This window comes from Niveispirillum sp. FG156 (assembly GCF_057809555.1).
Genome location: NZ_JBMDKE010000029.1, coordinates 32,063 through 49,749, shown reverse-complemented (window position 1 = coordinate 49,749; position 17,687 = coordinate 32,063). Strand labels below are relative to the sequence as shown.

General features: G+C 64.8%; 18 protein-coding genes. 8 read left to right on the top strand and 10 right to left on the bottom strand.

The window, feature by feature from the left end; translation table 11 throughout:
• Positions 1–217 precede the first annotated feature (217 nt).
• The 3 genes from ACODSP_RS18560 to ACODSP_RS18550 are packed head-to-tail and all read right to left on the bottom strand — an operon-like array spanning position 218 to position 2,167.
• Positions 218–850: a glutathione S-transferase gene (locus tag ACODSP_RS18560; protein ID WP_488967043.1), complete on the bottom strand. Its 633-nt coding sequence runs from the start codon at positions 848–850 to the stop codon at positions 218–220.
• Between the two features lie 19 nt (positions 851–869).
• Complete coding sequence (locus ACODSP_RS18555; RefSeq protein ID WP_488967042.1) at positions 870–1,763, bottom strand: pirin family protein; 894 nt, start codon at positions 1,761–1,763, stop codon at positions 870–872.
• A gap of 5 nt (positions 1,764–1,768) precedes the next feature.
• Positions 1,769–2,167, bottom strand: a complete 399-nt coding sequence (locus tag ACODSP_RS18550; protein ID WP_488967041.1) for an acyl-CoA thioesterase — start codon at positions 2,165–2,167, stop codon at positions 1,769–1,771.
• A gap of 197 nt (positions 2,168–2,364) precedes the next feature.
• Here ACODSP_RS18550 and cysE point away from each other — a divergent pair, with 197 nt between their 5' ends.
• On the top strand, positions 2,365–3,207 hold the full coding sequence (gene cysE, locus ACODSP_RS18545; RefSeq protein ID WP_488967040.1) for a serine O-acetyltransferase: 843 nt from the start codon (positions 2,365–2,367) through the stop codon (positions 3,205–3,207).
• 12 nt (positions 3,208–3,219) lie between these two features.
• Here cysE and ACODSP_RS18540 read toward each other — a convergent pair whose 3' ends face one another.
• From ACODSP_RS18540 to ACODSP_RS18530, 3 genes are all read right to left on the bottom strand, one after another.
• The gene (locus tag ACODSP_RS18540; RefSeq protein WP_488967039.1) at positions 3,220–3,561 is read right to left on the bottom strand and encodes a HepT-like ribonuclease domain-containing protein; all 342 of its coding nucleotides are present in this window, start codon (positions 3,559–3,561) and stop codon (positions 3,220–3,222) included.
• On the bottom strand, positions 3,551–3,862 hold the full coding sequence (locus ACODSP_RS18535; RefSeq protein WP_488967038.1) for a nucleotidyltransferase family protein: 312 nt from the start codon (positions 3,860–3,862) through the stop codon (positions 3,551–3,553). Before ACODSP_RS18535 ends, ACODSP_RS18540 begins: the two co-directional genes overlap by 11 nt.
• Positions 3,863–3,953: 91 nt before the next feature.
• Positions 3,954–4,727: a ferredoxin--NADP reductase gene (locus ACODSP_RS18530; RefSeq protein WP_054168393.1), complete on the bottom strand. Its 774-nt coding sequence runs from the start codon at positions 4,725–4,727 to the stop codon at positions 3,954–3,956.
• A gap of 337 nt (positions 4,728–5,064) precedes the next feature.
• Between ACODSP_RS18530 and cysG the strand changes: the two genes are divergently transcribed.
• From cysG to cysC, 7 genes are read left to right on the top strand one after another with little or no spacing between them, the layout of a single operon-like run.
• Positions 5,065–6,471, top strand: a complete 1,407-nt coding sequence (cysG, locus tag ACODSP_RS18525) for a siroheme synthase CysG (protein WP_488967037.1) — start codon at positions 5,065–5,067, stop codon at positions 6,469–6,471.
• Positions 6,472–6,490: 19 nt separating this feature from the next.
• Entirely contained in the window at positions 6,491–6,811 is a 321-nt protein-coding gene (locus ACODSP_RS18520; RefSeq protein ID WP_488967036.1) for a DUF2849 domain-containing protein, read from the top strand.
• Between the two features lie 45 nt (positions 6,812–6,856).
• Entirely contained in the window at positions 6,857–8,575 is a 1,719-nt protein-coding gene (locus ACODSP_RS18515) for a nitrite/sulfite reductase (RefSeq protein ID WP_488967035.1), read from the top strand.
• Positions 8,562–9,071, top strand: coding sequence for a DUF934 domain-containing protein (locus ACODSP_RS18510; protein ID WP_488967034.1), 510 nt, complete (start codon positions 8,562–8,564; stop codon positions 9,069–9,071). Before ACODSP_RS18515 ends, ACODSP_RS18510 begins: the two co-directional genes overlap by 14 nt.
• A complete protein-coding gene (locus ACODSP_RS18505) occupies positions 9,068–9,793 on the top strand; it encodes a phosphoadenylyl-sulfate reductase (RefSeq protein ID WP_488967033.1) in 726 nt (241 codons plus the stop codon). The genes ACODSP_RS18510 and ACODSP_RS18505 overlap by 4 nt, the downstream gene beginning before the upstream one ends.
• Positions 9,793–10,608 (top strand): sulfate adenylyltransferase subunit CysD, encoded by an 816-nt coding sequence (gene cysD / locus ACODSP_RS18500; RefSeq protein WP_488967032.1) that lies wholly within the window; start codon positions 9,793–9,795, stop codon positions 10,606–10,608. Before ACODSP_RS18505 ends, cysD begins: the two co-directional genes overlap by 1 nt.
• A gap of 20 nt (positions 10,609–10,628) precedes the next feature.
• The gene (gene cysC, locus ACODSP_RS18495) at positions 10,629–12,548 is read left to right on the top strand and encodes an adenylyl-sulfate kinase (protein ID WP_488967031.1); all 1,920 of its coding nucleotides are present in this window, start codon (positions 10,629–10,631) and stop codon (positions 12,546–12,548) included.
• 310 nt (positions 12,549–12,858) lie between these two features.
• Here cysC and ACODSP_RS18490 read toward each other — a convergent pair whose 3' ends face one another.
• The 4 genes from ACODSP_RS18490 to ACODSP_RS18475 all read right to left on the bottom strand — a co-directional run bounded on the left by ACODSP_RS18490 (position 12,859) and on the right by ACODSP_RS18475 (position 17,686).
• Positions 12,859–13,977, bottom strand: a complete 1,119-nt coding sequence (locus tag ACODSP_RS18490) for a hypothetical protein (protein ID WP_488967030.1) — start codon at positions 13,975–13,977, stop codon at positions 12,859–12,861.
• 83 nt (positions 13,978–14,060) lie between these two features.
• Positions 14,061–14,843 (bottom strand): DUF4198 domain-containing protein, encoded by a 783-nt coding sequence (locus tag ACODSP_RS18485; RefSeq protein ID WP_488967029.1) that lies wholly within the window; start codon positions 14,841–14,843, stop codon positions 14,061–14,063.
• A gap of 261 nt (positions 14,844–15,104) precedes the next feature.
• Positions 15,105–16,547, bottom strand: coding sequence for a sulfite reductase subunit alpha (locus ACODSP_RS18480; protein WP_488967028.1), 1,443 nt, complete (start codon positions 16,545–16,547; stop codon positions 15,105–15,107).
• On the bottom strand, positions 16,547–17,686 hold the full coding sequence (locus ACODSP_RS18475) for an FAD:protein FMN transferase (RefSeq protein WP_488967027.1): 1,140 nt from the start codon (positions 17,684–17,686) through the stop codon (positions 16,547–16,549). Before ACODSP_RS18475 ends, ACODSP_RS18480 begins: the two co-directional genes overlap by 1 nt.
• Position 17,687: the final 1 nt, after the last annotated feature.

Here is a 17,687-nt window from a genome sequence, read left to right as displayed (position 1 = left end):
CCCGCCCTTAAAGTTTGTCAGATTTTGATAGGATCGTGTTGGGCTTGCCTCAACAGTCATCCCCGCGAAAGCGGGGACCCAGCATAAGGCGCGGTCAGCGCCGATATGAGTCATATCGCGGCAGACGCCGCTAAACGCTGGGTTCCCGCTTTCGCGGGAATGACACTGGGGGGGGAAGCCGCTCCAAACAAACTATGACAAGCGCGACGCTTCCCCCTCACGCCACCCCATTCTCCCCAAACTCCCGGAACCCAGGCCGCTCGCGCAGCCGCGCCCACCAATCCTCCACCGCCGGCAGATGCGGGCGCTCCATGGGCGTCATCTTCCAGCGGTTGGTGGACAGGCCCAGGACGATATCGGCCAGCGTGAAGCCCTGCCCCGCCACATAGGCGCCGGTCTTCGCCAACTGCCCTTCCAATATCCCCATCTGCCGGTTCCACGCCGCCACGCCTGCCGCAATGGCATCGGGATCGGCAAAGGCCGGGCTCTTGCGGACCAGCGCCATGAAGGCATAACGCCAGGCTTGGTTCAGCTCCGTGGCCTGCCAGTCCATCCACATCTCCACCCGCGCCCGCGCCAGCGGCGCCACGGGCAGCAGGTCCGCCCTTTCCGCATCCGCCGCCAGCCAGCGGCAGATGCTGTTGCTCTCCCACAGATAGCCATCGGCGACCTGTATCACCGGCACCTGGGCATTGGGGTTCATGGCGCGGAAATCGTCGGTATCCACGGGCTGGAACCCGCTGCCCCAATCTTCGCGCACGAAATCGCGCCCGACCTCCCGGCAGGTCCACAGGACCTTGCGGACATTGATGGAGGATGCCTTACCCAGGACGCGCAGTGCTTCAGTCATTTCGGACCCGTATCAATTATCATTCCGGAAGCGGAATGAACTCCGTCTCCCCCGGAACCGTCGGGAACTTGCCATTGCGCCAGTCCGACTTCGCATCCTCGATCCGCTCCTTGGACGACGAAACGAAGTTCCAATAGATATAGCGCGGGCCGTCCATCGGCTCCCCACCCAGCAGCAGCAGGCGCGTATTGCACTCGGCATGGACCGTCAGGGCGTCGCCCTCGCGCAGGACCAGCAACTGCCCCTGCCCACCCTCTGCGGTGAACACATCGCCGGCGATATTGATCCGCCCGTCGAACAGATAAAGGGCGCGTTCGGGATGGCTGGCCGGGATTTCCACCTTGGCCCCGGCATCCAGCAGCATCTCCATATAGATGGTCTCGGACAGGGTACGGACGGGCGACGCCTCCCCGAACAGTTCGCCGGCGATCAGGCGCATCCAGACGCCATGGTCGCTGATGATGGGCAGGCCCTCGGCTGGATAATGGCTGAACCCCGGCTCGATCTCCTCAAACCGCTGCGGCAGGGCGATCCAGCTCTGGATACCGGCCAGATGGTTGCCATTGGCCCGAAGGCCCGCCTCGGTGCGTTCGGAATGCACGATGCCCTTGCCGGCGGTCATCCAGTTGATGGCGCCGGGGCGGATGGCCTGCACGCTGCCCACGCTGTCGCGGTGCATGATCTCGCCTTCCGTCAGATAGGTGACGGTGGACAGGCCGATATGCGGGTGCGGGCGGACATCCAGGCCGGTGCCGGCGGGGAAGTATCCCGGTCCCATCTGATCCCAGAAGATGAAAGGGCCGACCATGCGGCGCTTGGCGCTGGGCAGGGCGCGGCGCACCTCAAACCCGCCCACATCATGGCTTTTGGGAACGATGATCAGCTCAATGGGGCTGCTGGTCGGCAGGGTCATGGTTCCTACTCCTGGGTGTCGGCGGGTGGGATGGCGCGCGGGCGCCCATTCTCGTCGATGGCGACAAAGGTGAACAGGGCCTCCGTCACCTTGAACCGCGCCTCGTCAAACCGCGACCGGCGCCAGGCCTCGACATGGATTTTCATCGACGTGCGGCCAATATGCTCGATGATGGCGTAAAGGCTGACCTCATCCCCCACCGACACGGGCCGGTGAAAGACCATGCCATCGACGGCGACCGTGGCGCAGCGTCCGCGCGCCCGTCTTGCGGCGGCATTGCCGGCGGCCAGATCCATCTGCGCCATCAACCAGCCGCCGAAAATATCGCCCGCCGGATTGGTATCGGCCGGCATGGCGATGGTCCGCACCGCCGGTTCAATGGGACAGCCATCGCCGGACCGCATCACCTCATCCCCCATCACGTCCCCCGGAATTTCTTTTGGAAAACAGGATGATGCACGGCAACGCCGCCCCTGTCGACCGCCGCCACGCGCAGGCCAGCGTACCACCCATGCCGCAAACGCCCCACAATCGCCCTTGCCACGCCCCCCTGCTATGATCAAATAGCCGTTAAGATTTGCCCTTTGTTTCGAGGCAGCCCATGTCCGCGCGTGTCGCCCCTGTTTCCCAGACGCTTGCCAATCTGGACCCGATCTGGGCCGCCCTGCGGAATGAGGCGGCGCAGGCCGTGGCGGATGAACCGTTGCTGGCCGCCCTGTTCTATGGCGCCATCCTGAACCAGCCCTCGCTGGAAATGGCCATCATCCACCGTATCGCCACCCGTCTGGCGCATCAGGATGTGCAGGGCGAGCTGCTGGTGCAGGCCTTCACCGACGCGCTGAACGCCGAGCCGGAGATGGGCCAGGATTTCCGCGCCGATGTCGCCGCCGTTCTGGACCGCGACCCCGCCTGCCACCGCCATATTGAGCCGGTTTTGTATTTCAAGGGCTTCCAGGCTTTGGAAACCCACCGCATGGCACATCGGCTCTGGCATCTGGGCCGCCGCGACATGGCGCTCTATCTGCAAAGCCGTTCGTCGGTGGTCTTCGGCGTCGATATCCACCCCAATGCCCGGTTCGGGCGCGGCGTGATGATCGACCATGCCACCGGCGTGGTGGTGGGCGAAACCGCGGTCGTGGGCGACAATGTCTCCATGCTGCACGGGGTCAACCTGGGCGGCAATGGCAAGGATGATGGCGACCGCCATCCCAAGATCGGGTCGGGCGTGCTGCTGGGCGCCAATGCCAAGGTGCTGGGCAATATCCATGTCGGCGACTGCGCCCGCGTCGCCGCCGGCTCCGTCGTCCTGCGCGACGTGCCACGCGCCACCACGGTGGCTGGCGTGCCTGCCAAAATCGTGGGCGAAGCCGGCTGCGCCAACCCCGCCCGCGTCATGGACCATGTATTCGCGGCCGACTATAAGGACCAGGGCGCGGATATTTGAGCGAATGGATGATTAGCGGTCTGCTAATATTCGGTCCGCCGCCGCGCGTAACAATGGCAAGTCTTCCTTTAAGGTGCGCCAGACGATGGCGTCATCCACGACCGCATATCCGTGAATCAGCAAATTTCGGAAAGCGACAATCCGCGCGAAATCTGGAATCTGCTTTGCGACATCCGGTGCGATCTTCGACATCTGACCCAGGGCTTCTCCGATGATCTCAAATTGTCGCTCCACAGCGGATCGCAGCATTCGGTCACGCTGATAATCTTTGAAGTTCCGCCCATGGGTAAATTCCACAATAGCGTCCGCGCTATCTCGGATATCCCATAGATAGGCTTTGGGATCACGCCGCATAAACCTGCACCCGCGACCGATCAATGTCCGCCCGGACATAGGGATTACGCACCGCACCGGCACTGGTCAGATCGACAGTATGGCCCAGCAGCGCGGACAGTTTCTCCCGCAGCGACAGGAACTCCTGCAAGGACGGGCCATCGCTCCCCGCCTGATATTCCACGATGAAGTCGATATCCGACCTGGCGGGATCAAAATCATCGCCACGCGCCGCCGATCCAAAAATGTCCAGGCGACGCACATTGAACCGCCGGCAAAGGGCGGCGATATCATCCCGGCGTTTGGCGATCAGCGGCAGCATGGTTCATCCCCGTCTTGGGATTATTCTACACCACCCGCCACCCAACCCCAAAACCAAACCGGGGTGCCCTTTGGGGGCACCCCGCTAACCCTCACTTCTCCACGAACGCCTTTTCGATCACGTAATTGCCCGGCGTATGCCCGGCCCCTTCCGTGAAGCCGCGTTCCTTCAGCAGTTCCACTGTCTCGGCCAGAACGTCCGGCCCGCCGCAGATCATGGCGACGTCGTTAGCGGGGTCCAGGGGGGCGGCCTTGATATCCTCGAACAGCTTGTGGTTCCGGATCAGGTCGGTGATACGGCCCTGGTTGCGGAACGGCTCGCGCGTCACCGTCGGGTAATAGGTCAGCTTGGCGGCCACATCCTCGCCCAGGAACTCATCGTTCGGCAGGTCATTGGTGATGTAGTCGTGATAGGCCAGCTCGCCCACGGTGCGGCAGGTATGGGTCAGGATCAGGCGGTCATACTTGGCATAGACCTCCGGGTCCCGGATGATGCTCATGAACGGGGCCAGACCGGTACCGGTGGAGAACATGTACAGGTTCTTGGCCGGGACCAGGGAGCTGGTCACCAGCGTGCCCACCGACTTGCGGCCATGGATCACCGTGTCACCCACCTGGATATGCTGCAACCGGCTGGTCAGGGGGCCGTTCGGCACCTTGATAGACAGGAATTCCAGATGCTCGGCATAGTTGGGCGAGACGATGGAATAGGCGCGGGTCAGCGGCTTGCCATCCACCGTCAGGCCGATCATGACAAAGTGGCCGTTTTCAAAGCGGAAGGCGGGCTCGCGTTCGCAGGTGAAGCTGAACAGCGTGTCGGTCCAATGATGGACGGACAGCACCTTGCTTTCGATGAACGCGCTCATATCCAACTTCCTTCGTCACAGGCGACCGGTAGCAGAGTCCCGGCCATGATTCCGCATTGCCACGACAGCTAATGTACATAGGCTGCGCGTTCAACCGGGTATTTCACACCCAAGCGCCCTATCGGCGCATGGCTGCCGTGTACACCCCCGATAAGTGCCTTTAACACCTACTTTACCTATCCACCCATGTCATTGATAAATATCAAAATTTTCTCACAGATTTAATCCCTATATTTAACCTAGGAATATTGGAGAAATAATATTTCACCTCGACACGCCGTAAAAACGGGATCAAATCTCCCTCATTCCGCAGGTGCGGTAGGTGTGGAGCTGAGCGATGGCTTTGCGTGGATTTCCGGTGTCATTGCCTTTGGAAGGGCAGAAGGTTCTGGTGGTGGGCGGCGGCGAACTGGCTCTGCGCAAGGCGCGGCTGGTGGCCAAGGCCGGTTGCCGCCTGACCATCATCGCCACTGAAATCCATCCCGACCTCGCCAAACTGGCCGATACGGTCATTGTCCGGGATTTCACACCAAATGATGTGGAAGATCACCGGATCATCTTCGCCGCCACCGATGTGGAAGAGGTTGACCGCGCCGTGGCCGATGCAGCCAATAAGGCCGGCATCCTGGTCAATGTCCCGGACAAGCCGGCCCTGTCCAGCTTCATCATGCCGGCCATCATCGACCGGGAGCCGATCACCATCGCCATCTCGTCCGGTGGCGCCAGCCCCGTGCTGGTCCGGCGTCTGCGTGAACGGCTGGAAGCCGCACTGGAACCCGGCCTGGGCCGGCTGACCACCCTGCTGGACAGTTTCCGCACCGCCGTGAAGGCCACCCGCGAAGGCGAAACCAACCGCCGCCGCTTCTGGGAGGCGGTGATCGACGGCCCCGTGGCGCGTGACTTCCTGGCAGGCCGGGAACAGTCGGCGCGCGAAGCCCTGCTGGCCGCCGTCAATAATCCCGATTACGGGCAGGCCAGGACCGGCACGGTCGCCCTGGTGGGTGCGGGCCCCGGTGATCCGGACCTGCTGACCCTGCGTGCGCTGCGGGTGCTGCAGGATGCCGATCTGGTCGTGCATGACAAGCTGGTGGATGAGCGGATCATGGACTATGTCCGCCGCGACGCCCGCCGCATCTATGTCGGCAAGTCCAAGTCGCATCACACGATGAGCCAGGAAGCCATCAACCAGTTGCTGGTGGCCGAGGCCAAGGCCGGCCACCGCGTGGTCCGGTTAAAGGGTGGCGACCCGTTCCTGTTCGGGCGTGGTGGCGAAGAAATGCAGGCCCTGCGCGCCGCCAATATCCCGGTGGAGATCGTCCCCGGCATCACGGCGGCGCTCGGCTGCGGTGCCTCCACCGCCATCCCCGTCACCCACCGCGACCATGCCGCCGGCGTCACTTTCGTGACGGGCCATGGCAAGGATGGGGAACCGGACCTGGACTGGCAGGCTTTGGCCCGCCTGCGCCACACGCTGGTTGTCTATATGGGCCTGACGGCGGCGGAAACCATCGCCCGCCGCCTGACGGAGGCCGGGATGCCGGCCGACACCCCCACTGCCCTGATCGAAAAGGGCACGCGACCGGATCAGAAGCTGATCACCGGCACCCTTGCCACCCTGGCACCGCTGGCGGCGGCGCATGGGCTGGTGGGGCCGGCGATCATCATCATCGGCGATGTCGTCCGTCTGGCCGACCCCGCCCTTATCACCACGCTGGTGCCCGATCACCTGCGCGAAGCCGTTTGAGACAGGGAAGACCTAAGAGATGTTGGTCAAAGCCAAGGGAACCCAGCAATCCGTCGCCGCCAGCCGTCTTCTGGACGGGGAGGCCGTGTGGCTGGGTGCGGGCAATGCCTGGGTAGAGGATGTGGCCCTGGCGGCCGTGTTCGAGGGTGATGCCATCGCCCAGGCGCTTGATTTCGCCAAGGCCGAAGAAAAGCGTCAGCTTGTGGTTGATGTCTATCCGCTGGATGTGGAGATCACCGAGGCCGGGACCCGCCCCACCCATCTGCGCGAACGGTTGAAGGCCATCGGCCCCACCGTCCGCCGCGACCTGGGCAAGCAGGCCCGCCAGTCCGCCGCCTGACCCGACTGAAACACCGAATTGACAGAGAAGACAGGCCCGACCCCCATGCCTGATACGCACAGCCCCACCCTCCGCAGCAATCAGCCGGCCGACGCCCACGCCGCCGTCTATCGCTATGACGAGTTCGACAAGACCTTCATCTTCGAGCGTGTGGAGCAGTTCCGCGCCCAGGTCGAACGCCGCATCAAGGGGGAGATCACGGAGGAGGAGTTCAAGCCCATCCGGCTGATGAACGGCCTCTACCTGCAGCTTCATGCCTATATGCTGCGCGTGGCCGTGCCCTACGGCATGCTGTCTTCCACCCAGGTCCGGCGTCTGGCCCGCATCGCGCGCGTCTATGACAAGGGCTATGGCCATTTCACGACGCGCCAGAATATTCAGTTCAACTGGCCCAAGCTGGAGGATGTGCCCACCATCCTGCGCGAACTGGCCGAAGTGGACATGCATGCCATCCAGACCAGCGGCAACTGCATCCGCAACGTCACCACGGATCAGTTCTGCGGTGCGGCGGCGGACGAGTTGGTGGACCCCCGCGTCTATGCGGAGATCCTGCGGCAATGGTCCACCATGCACCCGGAATTCACCTATCTGCCGCGCAAGTTCAAGATCGCCATCACGGGCAGCCCGAACGACCGCGCCGCGGTGCAGGTGCATGATATCGGCCTGATCGCGCTGAAGGACGAGGCGACGGGCCGGGTGGGCTTCACCGTCTATGTCGGCGGTGGCCAGGGTCGCACCCCCTATCTGGCCGTCAAGGCGCGCGACTTCGTGCCGGTGGAAGAGATCATCGGTTATTTGGAAGCCATCCTGCGCGTCTATAACCAGCTGGGCCGGCGCGACAATATCTATAAGGCGCGCATCAAGATCACCGTGAACGAGATGGGCGCCGACAAGTTCATCGGCCTGATCGAAGAAGAATATGCCCGGCTGCCGCGGCAGAAATTCTATGTCGATCCCGCCATCGTGGACGCGATCCAGACCCATTTCGCCCCGCCGCCCTGGGTCGATCTGCCCGCCATCTCCGACAGCTTTGAGGCCGCGAAGGCAGCCGATCCGGCCTTTGCCCGCTGGACCCGCACCAACCTGACGGAACACAAGACGCCCGGTTACGCCATCGCCACCATCTCCCTGAAGCCCATCGGCGGCATTCCGGGCGATGCCGAGGCCGACCAGCTGGAAACCGTCGCCGATCTGGCTGATCTCTACAGCTTTGGCGAAGTCCGCGTGACGCATGAGCAGAACCTGGTTCTGGCCCATGTCCGTCAGGATGATCTTTACGCCCTGTGGAAGGCGCTGGACGCCGCCGGCCTGGGCACCGCCAATGCCGGCCTGATCAGCGATATCATCGCCTGCCCCGGCCTGGATTACTGCGCGCTGGCCAATACCCGCGCCATCCCGGTGGCACAGCGTATCGCCGAACGGTTCGCCGATCTGGACCGGCAGCATGATCTGGGTGAGCTGAAGATCAAGATCAGCGGCTGTATCAATGCCTGCGGCCATCACCATGTCGGCCATATCGGCATTCTGGGCGTGGACAAGAAGGGCGAGGAACTGTTCCAGATCCTGTTGGGCGGCGATGCCGGCACCAACGCGGCCCTGGGGGAGATCGTCGGCCCCGGCTTCGATTATGACGGCATCATCGATGCGGTCGAGACGGTGGTGAACACCTTCGTGAAGCTGCGCCAGCCCGGCGAGATTTTCATTCAGACGCTGGCCCGTACCGGCCACGCCCCGTTCAAGGAGGCTCTCTATGCCCGTGCTTGATCGTGGTCTGCCCATCGACGACCGCTGGACCGACCTTGCCGATGACCAGGACATCCCCGCCGAGGGGGCGGTCATCGTCTCCCTGGAACGCTGGCGCAGCGAACGCGACGCGCTGACCGCCCGGCGCGATGCCGTCGGCGTGCGGCTGAAATCCAATCAGCTGGCCACCGAGATCGCGGATGATCTGGGTTCCCTGTCGCTGGTGGCCCTGGAATTCCCGAAATTCCGCGATGGCCGCGCCTTCTCTGCGGCGCGCGAGCTGCGGGAACGGTTCGATTACAAGGGCGAGATCAGGGCTTTCGGCCATATCATCCCCGACCAGTACCTGTTCCTGACCCGCGTGGGCGTGGATACGGTGGTGGTGCCGGCGGACCGTGTCGGCCCCGCCTGGGCACATGCGCTGAAGGAAATCTCGGTGGCGTTTCAGCCGGCGCTTGGCCGGGAGGAAGGCGTCTCACTGCTGCGCCGGCATCTGAAAGGCACGGTCCCGGCATGATCACCGACCTTCAGGCCCGCGCCCGCGACCTGAACGCCCGTTACGGTCATCTGGAGGGGGTGGCGCTTCTCCAGCCCCTGATCGAGACGGAATTCAAGGGTCAGCTGGCGCTGGTCTCCTCCTTCGGCACGGAAAGTGCGGTCCTGCTGCATATGGTGGCACAGATCGACCGCGACCTGCCCGTGCTGTTCGTGAACACGCGCAAGCTGTTTGGCGAGACGCTGCGCTACAAGCGCAAGCTTGTCGAAACACTGGGCCTGACCGGCCTGCGTGAGCTGTCGCCCACCACCGAGGCGGAGGAGGCCAACGACAAGGACGGCCTTCTCTGGCGCACCAGCAACACAGCCTGCTGTGACTTCCGCAAGGTGCAGGTGCTGGATGCCGGTCTGGCACCGTTCGGCGCCTGGATCACGGGGCGCAAGCGTTATCAGGCCACGACGCGCATCGAACTGCCCTTGTTCGAAGCGGCCGAGGGCAAGATCAAGATCAACCCGCTGGCCGGTTACACCCGCGCCGACGTGGAAGCCTATCTTGACCGGCACGGTCTGCCGCATCACCCGCTGGAGGAGGATGGTTACCTCTCCGTGGGCTGTATGCCCTGTACCGACCGTGTCGCACCGGGCGAAGACATTAGAGCAGGCCGCTGGCGCGGCCAGGAAAAGACGGAATGCGGGATCCACCTGCCGCCTTCGTCCGCAACAAATCTGGTGGGAGCCTCCTGATGAGCAGCACTGATCAACATCTCGACCATCTCGACCAGCTGGAAGCCCAGAGCATCTATATCCTGCGCGAGGCGCGCGTGCGCCTGAAGCGTCTGGGTCTGCTCTGGTCACTGGGCAAGGACAGCAACGTCCTGATCTGGCTGTGCCGCAAGGCGTTCATGGGCGAACTGCCGTTCCCCGTGGCGCATCTGGATACCGGCCTGGAATTCCCGGAATCGTATGAGTTCCGGAACCGGTATGCCGAGGAATGGGGCCTCAACCTGATCAAGGATGAATGCCCGCCGATCGAGATGACGGACCCGACCCTGCCGCCGGGCACGCGCATCGCGGCCCGCAAGTCGTTGGGCTTGGCCGCCGCGCTGGAGAAGTATCAGTTCGACGGGCTGATCACCGGTATCCGCCGCGATGAACAGGCCACCCGCGCCAAGGAACGCATCTTCAGCCCGCGTGGCCTGGACGGCGCCTGGCAGGCCGCCCACCAGCCGCCCGAATTCTGGGACCAGTACACGATTGAGCGCACGCCCGGCACCCATACCCGCGTGCATCCGCTGCTGGCCTGGACCGAGGTTGACGTCTGGCGCTACATCAAGCGGGAAGAAATCCCCCTGGTGCCGCTCTATTTCGCCAAGGATGGCAAGCGTTTCCGCTCGCTGGGCGAAATCGGCATCACCTTCCCGGTGGACAGCAATGCCAGCACCATCGACGAGATCATCGACGAACTGGAAACCACGCGCACGCCCGAACGCGCCGGCCGGTCCATGGACCATGAGGCCGAAGATGCGTTCGAACGCCTGCGTGCGACTGGTTACCTCTAAGAATACGGGTAAAGAAGATCATGGCGAACGCCGCATTGCGGGCTGATATCAATCCGGCCCCGGCTCTGTCCCCGAAAAAGGCCCTCCTGGCCCCCTATCCCATCGTCATTGTCGGCCATGTCGATCATGGCAAGTCGACCCTGATCGGTCGCCTGCTGCACGATACCGACAGCCTGCCCGAAGGCCGTCTGGCGGAGTTGAAGAAGGTCTCCGAACAGCGCGGCCTGCATATGGAATGGTCGTTCCTGCTGGACGCGCTGCAGATCGAGCGTGATCAGGGCATCACGCTGGACACCACGCGCATCTGGTTCAAGACGCCCAAGCGCCCCTATGTCATCATCGATGCGCCGGGCCACCGTGAATTCCTGCGCAACATGGTCACCGGGGCCGCCGCCGCCGATGCCGCCGTGCTGGTCACCGATGCCGAACGCGGCATCTCCGAACAGACGCGCCGCCACGCCTACCTGCTGTCGCTGCTGGGCGTGCGCAAGGTGATCGTGGCCGTCAACAAGATGGATCTGGTCGATCACGCCGAAGACGCCTGGAAGGGTGTGGCCGGCGATGTCAGCGAGTATCTGCAAAAGCTGGGGATCGAGCCGCTTTACGTCATCCCGCTCTCGGCCCGCCATGGCGACAATATCGCCGCGCGGTCGGACAAGATGGCCTGGTATCGTGGCCCCACCCTGCTGGAAGCGCTCGACCTCCTGACCCCCACCGCCGCCCGGACCGACGCGCTGCTGCGCTTCCCCATCCAGGATGTGTACCGCAAGGGCGACACCCGTCTGGCCGTGGGCCGGATTGAGACGGGCCGCCTGAAGGTAGGCGACAAGGTCGAAATCGCGCCCACGGGTCAGCCGGCCACGGTCGCCAGCATCGATGCCGGCAAGGGTTCGGTGACTGAGGCGCGGGCCGGGCAATCGGTCGCCGTCTCCTTCATCGAAGATGCCGCGCTCAACCGCGGGCAGGTCATCGCTCCCGCCGGCCATATGCCGCACATCGCCACCACCATCCGCGTCCGTGCCTTCTGGCTGGACCCGGAAAGCCTGACGGCGGGCAGCCGCATCACCCTGCGCCTGACCACCTCCGAACACCCGGTGGTGGTGGAGAAGTTCGAGCGTCTGGTGGATGTCGAACACCTGACCGATGGCGAAGGCTCCGAACTGGGTCAGGGCGGCATCGCGGAGATCGTGCTGCGTTCTTCCGCCCCCATCGCCTTTGACCATGCCGCCGACCTGCCCATCACGGGCCGCGCCGGTCTGGCGCGCGGTGGCCGCATCGTCGGTGGCTGCATCCTGCTGGGGGCCGCCAGCAACGTCACCGTCGCCGGCCCCGTCACCGCCGTCAACAGCTCCGTCGACCGTGACGCGTTCGAAGCGCGCAACGGCCATCGCGGCGGTGTCGTCTGGCTGACGGGCCTGTCCGGTGCGGGCAAGTCCACGCTGTCGATGGGCACGCAGCGTCGTCTGTTCGATGATGGCTGGCGTGTGGCCGTGCTGGATGGCGATAATCTGCGCAAGGGTCTGAACAAGGACCTGGGCTTCACGCCCGCCGAACGGCTGGAAAATGTCCGCCGCGTGGCAGAGGTGGCAAAGCTGATGGCAGAGACGGGCACCGTCGTGCTGGTCAGCCTGATCTCCCCCACCACCGAACTGCGCGATCTGGCCCGCTCCATCATCGGTGACGGGTTCCATGAAGTGTGGGTGAAGGCCGATGTCGCCACCTGCGCCGCCCGCGACCCCAAGGGTCTCTACGCGGCGGCCCAGGCCGGCAAGATCCAGCAATTCACCGGCGTCTCGGCCCCGTTTGAGGTGCCCGTGAACCCGGAACTTGTGCTGGACACGTCCGAAATGGACATCACCACCGGCACCGAACTGCTGATCGCCCATATCCGCCGCCACCTGGCGCTGAGCCAGGCCGACGGTCACGCGGTCGGGATTTGATCTGGCTGTAAACAAAAAGGCCCGCACCGGGAAACCGGGGCGGGCCTTTTTGGCTTTATACCATCGGCATAAATGACTGACCGTTGATGTCACCACCGAGACTTCATCGTAGCGCGGATTAGCGAAGCGTAATCCGCGGAGCGACGCCGGGGAAGCCCGCGGATTACGGCTGCGCCTAATCCGCGCTACGTAGCCACCCCAGACCATCGGTCATGATTTTGTGCCGCTGGTATTTTACCCAACCCCCTCCCACGCCACGATCTCATCCACCAGGACCAGACAGACCGGCAGGGCCGCATCACATCCCCCCTCAGCCCACCGGACGGTCGCGCTGTTCCACCAGCACCAGACCCATCCCCAGGCACGCGCGCAGCACACCGGCATCGCGCGGATGGATGGCGACGATCCGTTCCGTCCCGAAGGCCCGCATCCAGTCGGGCAGCGGCGGCACCGCCCCCTCCCCGCCGATCCCCATCAGGTCCAGCTTGAGATAATCCAAGGCTTCCAGCGGCAGATAACCCGGCTCCTCATGGCGCAGCGACAGATGGTCGATGGCGACCCGGCAATCCCACAGACGCAGCGTGTCGATGGCCTCATTCAGCCCCTCAGCGGTGAGACCCGCACCGATGGCGGAGATTTCCACGATCAGGTTGCGGCGCTGGTCATAGGTCAGGTCGCGCACGAAATCCAGGAACAGCGGGTCCAGCACCGACCGCCATTGCAGGTTCATGCTGTGCGGGCTGTAAAGGCGCGACGGCTCATGCTGGAAATGCCGGATGGTGCGGCGGTCCAGGACGGGTGTGATCTGTTCCAGCAGCCAGGGATCACGGCGCAGCGGCGTGCCCACGGCGCGTTCCAGATGATCCAGCGCCACCGTCACCTCGCCGAACTCCAGGTTCCACACGCCCGACGGCGTCCGCCGCCAGACCGGGCTTTCCCGGACCAGCGATGAGACATCGGCCCCGGCCAGCACCTGTTCATAGACGGCCAGCTTCTGCACACCGGCCAGCTGCTGATGCTCCACCGCACTCAGGGCCGGCGCCTCCGCCTCATCCTCTGCATTCGCGGCCCCCATCGGCACCAGCCTTTTCAGCAGGGCCGCCAGCCGCCCCGCCTCATGCGGCAAATGATGGATGGAAAAGCGTGGTGCGCCCATATGCTGCTCGGCGAAATCCGCCGCCACGGCCTTCAGCTTGGCGATGAAGGGATGGGCATTGGTGTCGGTGAACAGGAAGACCTGGGCATAGCGACCGACATCCACGATCTCCGGCTGGAACTGTGCCGCGAAACTGTCCAGCAGATGCACGATGGAATGCCGGAACAGCGGGTTCTCGGCATAGGGGACATCGCGCAGATCCACCAGCACAGCCGTCCCCCGGCTGTCCCCCTCGGCCAGCAACCGCAGCAATCCGGCCGTACCCGTCAGCATTCATCCGCTCCCGATCCTGAAACCACGGTCAGAGTAGCAGATCGGATATCGGCGCGTGTATATGCCGAAGGTGGCGTTGCCTTTTACGACCCAACAGCAAAGGTCAGGGTGGCGCTGTGGCTCTTCACCGCCACCGGCCCGTCCGCCGCCTCCACCCGGTGCCGGGCCAGCAGCAGAAAGGTGCCTTCGTGCGGCAGGGCGACGCTGGCCTTGCCCTCCTTGTCAGTCGTCACCGTCACCGCCTTGGCATCCTCCTCATCGGGCAGCTTGGGGCCTTGCAGGCTGATCGTTACGCCGGCCACCGGCTTGCCATCCAGCAGCAACCGCACCGGCAGCGCGCCCCCGGCATCCAGCCGGTTGGGATGGGCCATCGGCACAATCTCTAACCCCACCCCGGCGGGCACCAGCGCCTTGTCACTGGCGGGACCCTTGCTGACATAGACATCCGACCGCGTGATGCTCTGCGCGTCGGCCACCCGCACCCCCGCCGGTGCCCCCTCCTTCTCCCGCACCGGCTCCCACTTCCCATTCACCAGGGCCATCTTGCGCGTGGCCCCCGCACGCACACCCGTGGAGATGCGATAGGTACCGGCCTCCGGCAGTTCCACCTCAAACAGTGCCAGATCCCGCAGATAGGTGACGGTGGGCTTCACCTTGGCCCCCGCCGGCGTAACGACATGATAATCCTCCGCCTTCATCACGATATCCGGCGTGAACATCTCTTCGGTGAACGATGCCTCCACCGTCACATGATCGCGCTGCGGCGTGTTGAACAGGTTGGGCAGCAGATAGCCGGTATGGGCGGCGGCAGGGCCGGTGAGGGACAGCAGAGCGGCGAGAATACCGAGAGAAGGAATGCGCATCATGATCTCCGTGGCAGCGGTTTTGACGGAAGCACAATATGCAATTAAGAATGATTTGCAAATTTTTCTCTGAAAGACGGGCCCTTGGAGCAGACTTTTTTGACTGGCATCGCGTTCTCCTCGTCATCCCGGCGAAAGCCGGGACCCAGCGTGAGGCGCGGTTAGCGCCGATATGACTCATGTCGCGGCAGACGCCGCTCTACGCTGGGTCCCGGCTTGTCGCCGGGATGACGACAGGGTGCTTCCAGTCAACGTAAACACGATCTAATAAACATCCCGGCAGTACCGCCGTGCCCCCGCCAACTCCTCCAGCGTGTCGGCCCCCAGCACCTCGCCCAGCACCCGGTGCACCCCGCCCGCCATGCCTTCCAGGCTGCCGCAGACATAGATGGCGGCCCCGTCGGCCACCCATTGCGCCACCTGATCCCCGGCAGCGGCCAGAAGATGCTGCACATAGACGGGCCGGTCGCCATCGCGGGAGAAGGCCAGGTCCAGCCGATCCAGAACCCCTGCCGCCTGCCATGCCGACAACTCGTCGGCAAACAGGCTGTCATGCGCCGCCGTGCGTTCCCCGAACAGCAGCCAGACACGCCCGCCGCCTGCCGCCGCCCTGGCCTTGATATGCGCGCGCAGGCCCGCGATGCCGGTGCCATTGCCGATCAGGATCAGGGGTCTTTCATCGGGCGGCGGGTGGAACCCGGCATTGCGGCGCAGGCGCAGGCGCACCGTGCCGCCCAGCGCCGCATGCCGCGTCAGCCAGCCGGACCCCAGGCCCAGCCGCCCATCCGGTCCCGTCACACGGCGGACCACAAGGTCGAGCGTGCCATCGGCGGGCAGGCTGGCGATGGAATATTCACGGTGGGGCAGCGGGTCACGCCCCCCCGGCAGGATGGTTTCCAACAGCCAGCGCGACAAAGGCCGCGTCACGCCGCCCCGCGTCTCCGCCCGCTCTCCACCCGCCGCGATCAGGGCGGCGGCCACGGCGTCGGGCGGGTTGCAGGGGCCGATCTCGGCAATGTCCCCGGCCTGCCATTGCGCAGGCCCGCCCGCCGGCGGCATCAGGCGCAGGTGGAAAACCGGCCCGCCCGGACTGCCGGGATTCAGGTGCCGGCGCTCGCTCAACACCCATTCCTGATAGTCCGGCGGGGTCCAGTCGGCCAGATGCACATGGCCGGCCATCTGGCCCAGATGATGCTGCCAGTGGCGCAGGGCACCGGCATCGCCATCATCCACCTCCACCAGATCGAACAAGGGCTGTGCCCCCTGCCGCCGCAGCCAGCCGTCAAGCGCATGCCCAAAGGCACAGAAACCCGCATAATCCCGGTCGCCCAGCGCCAACACACCATAGCGCAGGCCAGACAAAGCCGCCCCCGCCCCCATCACCCTGCGCACGAAACCCGCCGCATGGTCGGGCGCGTCGCCCTCCCCCGTCGTAGAGACGATAAACAACGCGCGATCCAGGCCGGCTAGGCGGGCGGCATCCAGCCGGTCGATGGCCTCCACCCAGGCCTTCTGCCCGGCATCCAGCAGCCCCGCCACCGTGCGCCGCGCCAGTTCCTCGGCAAAGCCCGTCTGCGTGGCATAGGCGACCAGGATGCCCTCCCCCGCCGCCACCGGGCGGTTGCGGGCGTCATGCCGACGGAAAATGACGGTACAAAACAGGGCATAGGTCAGCACGACCAGCCCCGCCAGGAGGTAACGGTCCATCACCCTTCCTCCGCCAACGCGGCCAGGGCCGGTGTGATGATCTCCACCACGCCCGCCCCCACCCGCCGCACGAACAGGGCCATGATCCCCCGCGCCGCCGCCCAGTCTGGACCTTCCGTCGGCCCCAGCACGGTCAGGGCGGTGGCCAGCGCGTCGGCCATCATGCAGTCGGCATGCAGCACCGTAACGGCGGCCAGATCATCGGGCACCGGCCAGCCTGTACGCGGGTCCAGCGAATGCGACAGGCGCCTTCCGTCGGGCCCCGTCATGAACCGGTTGCTGTCGCCGCTGGTCGCCACGGAAAGGCCGTGCAGGGCGATGCGCGTCAGCATGCCGCCCGGCCTTCCATCGCGGCCCGTGGCCCGGTCCACATCCACCCACCAGGGGGCCGCATCATGCCGGATGCCCCAGCCCCGCAACTCCCCGCCAATATCCACCAGATAACTGACCACGCCCTGTTCCATCAGATACCGCGCCACGCAATCCACGGCATGGCCCTTGGCGATGGAGGACAGGTCCAGGCGCAGGCCACCCGACTGCCACAGCCTTTCCGCCTCAATACGGATATCGGCCCAGCGCGGCCCCGACAGCAACGCCGCGATCCGGTCGGCGGGCGGCGGGTACACCACCGGCCCCGGCGGGCCAAAGCCCCAGGCATCGACCAGCCCGCCGATGGCCGGATCAAAGGCACCCCCGCTATCCGCCGACAGGTGCCGCGCCGCCGACAGCACCGCGCACAGCGACGGATCAACCGGCACCCAGCCGCGCGGGCTGTCATTATACCGGCACAGGTCGCTGGCCCGGTCCCAATGGCTCATCACCGCCACCACCCGGTCCAGGATGCCAACGATCCCCCGCCGCAGGACCAGCGCCTCCGGGCCCTTCGGCGCGATCAGGGCGACCGACCAATAGGTGCCCATGGCCGTCCCCGACAGGCGCACCACAGGCGCATCCGCCGGCGGCAGCATGGCCTCGGGCGCGTCAAGAGGTAGGATCAGGCGCAGGGTGTTGGGATGGGAATGCGGCAGGGGCATGGTGGGGGTGAGTTTGGGGAGGTGTAGAGTGATTATGTCCCCGCCCTTCTCGTCATCCCGGCGAAAGCCGGGATGACGGTAGAGAGAGGCGGAAAAGGGGGACAAC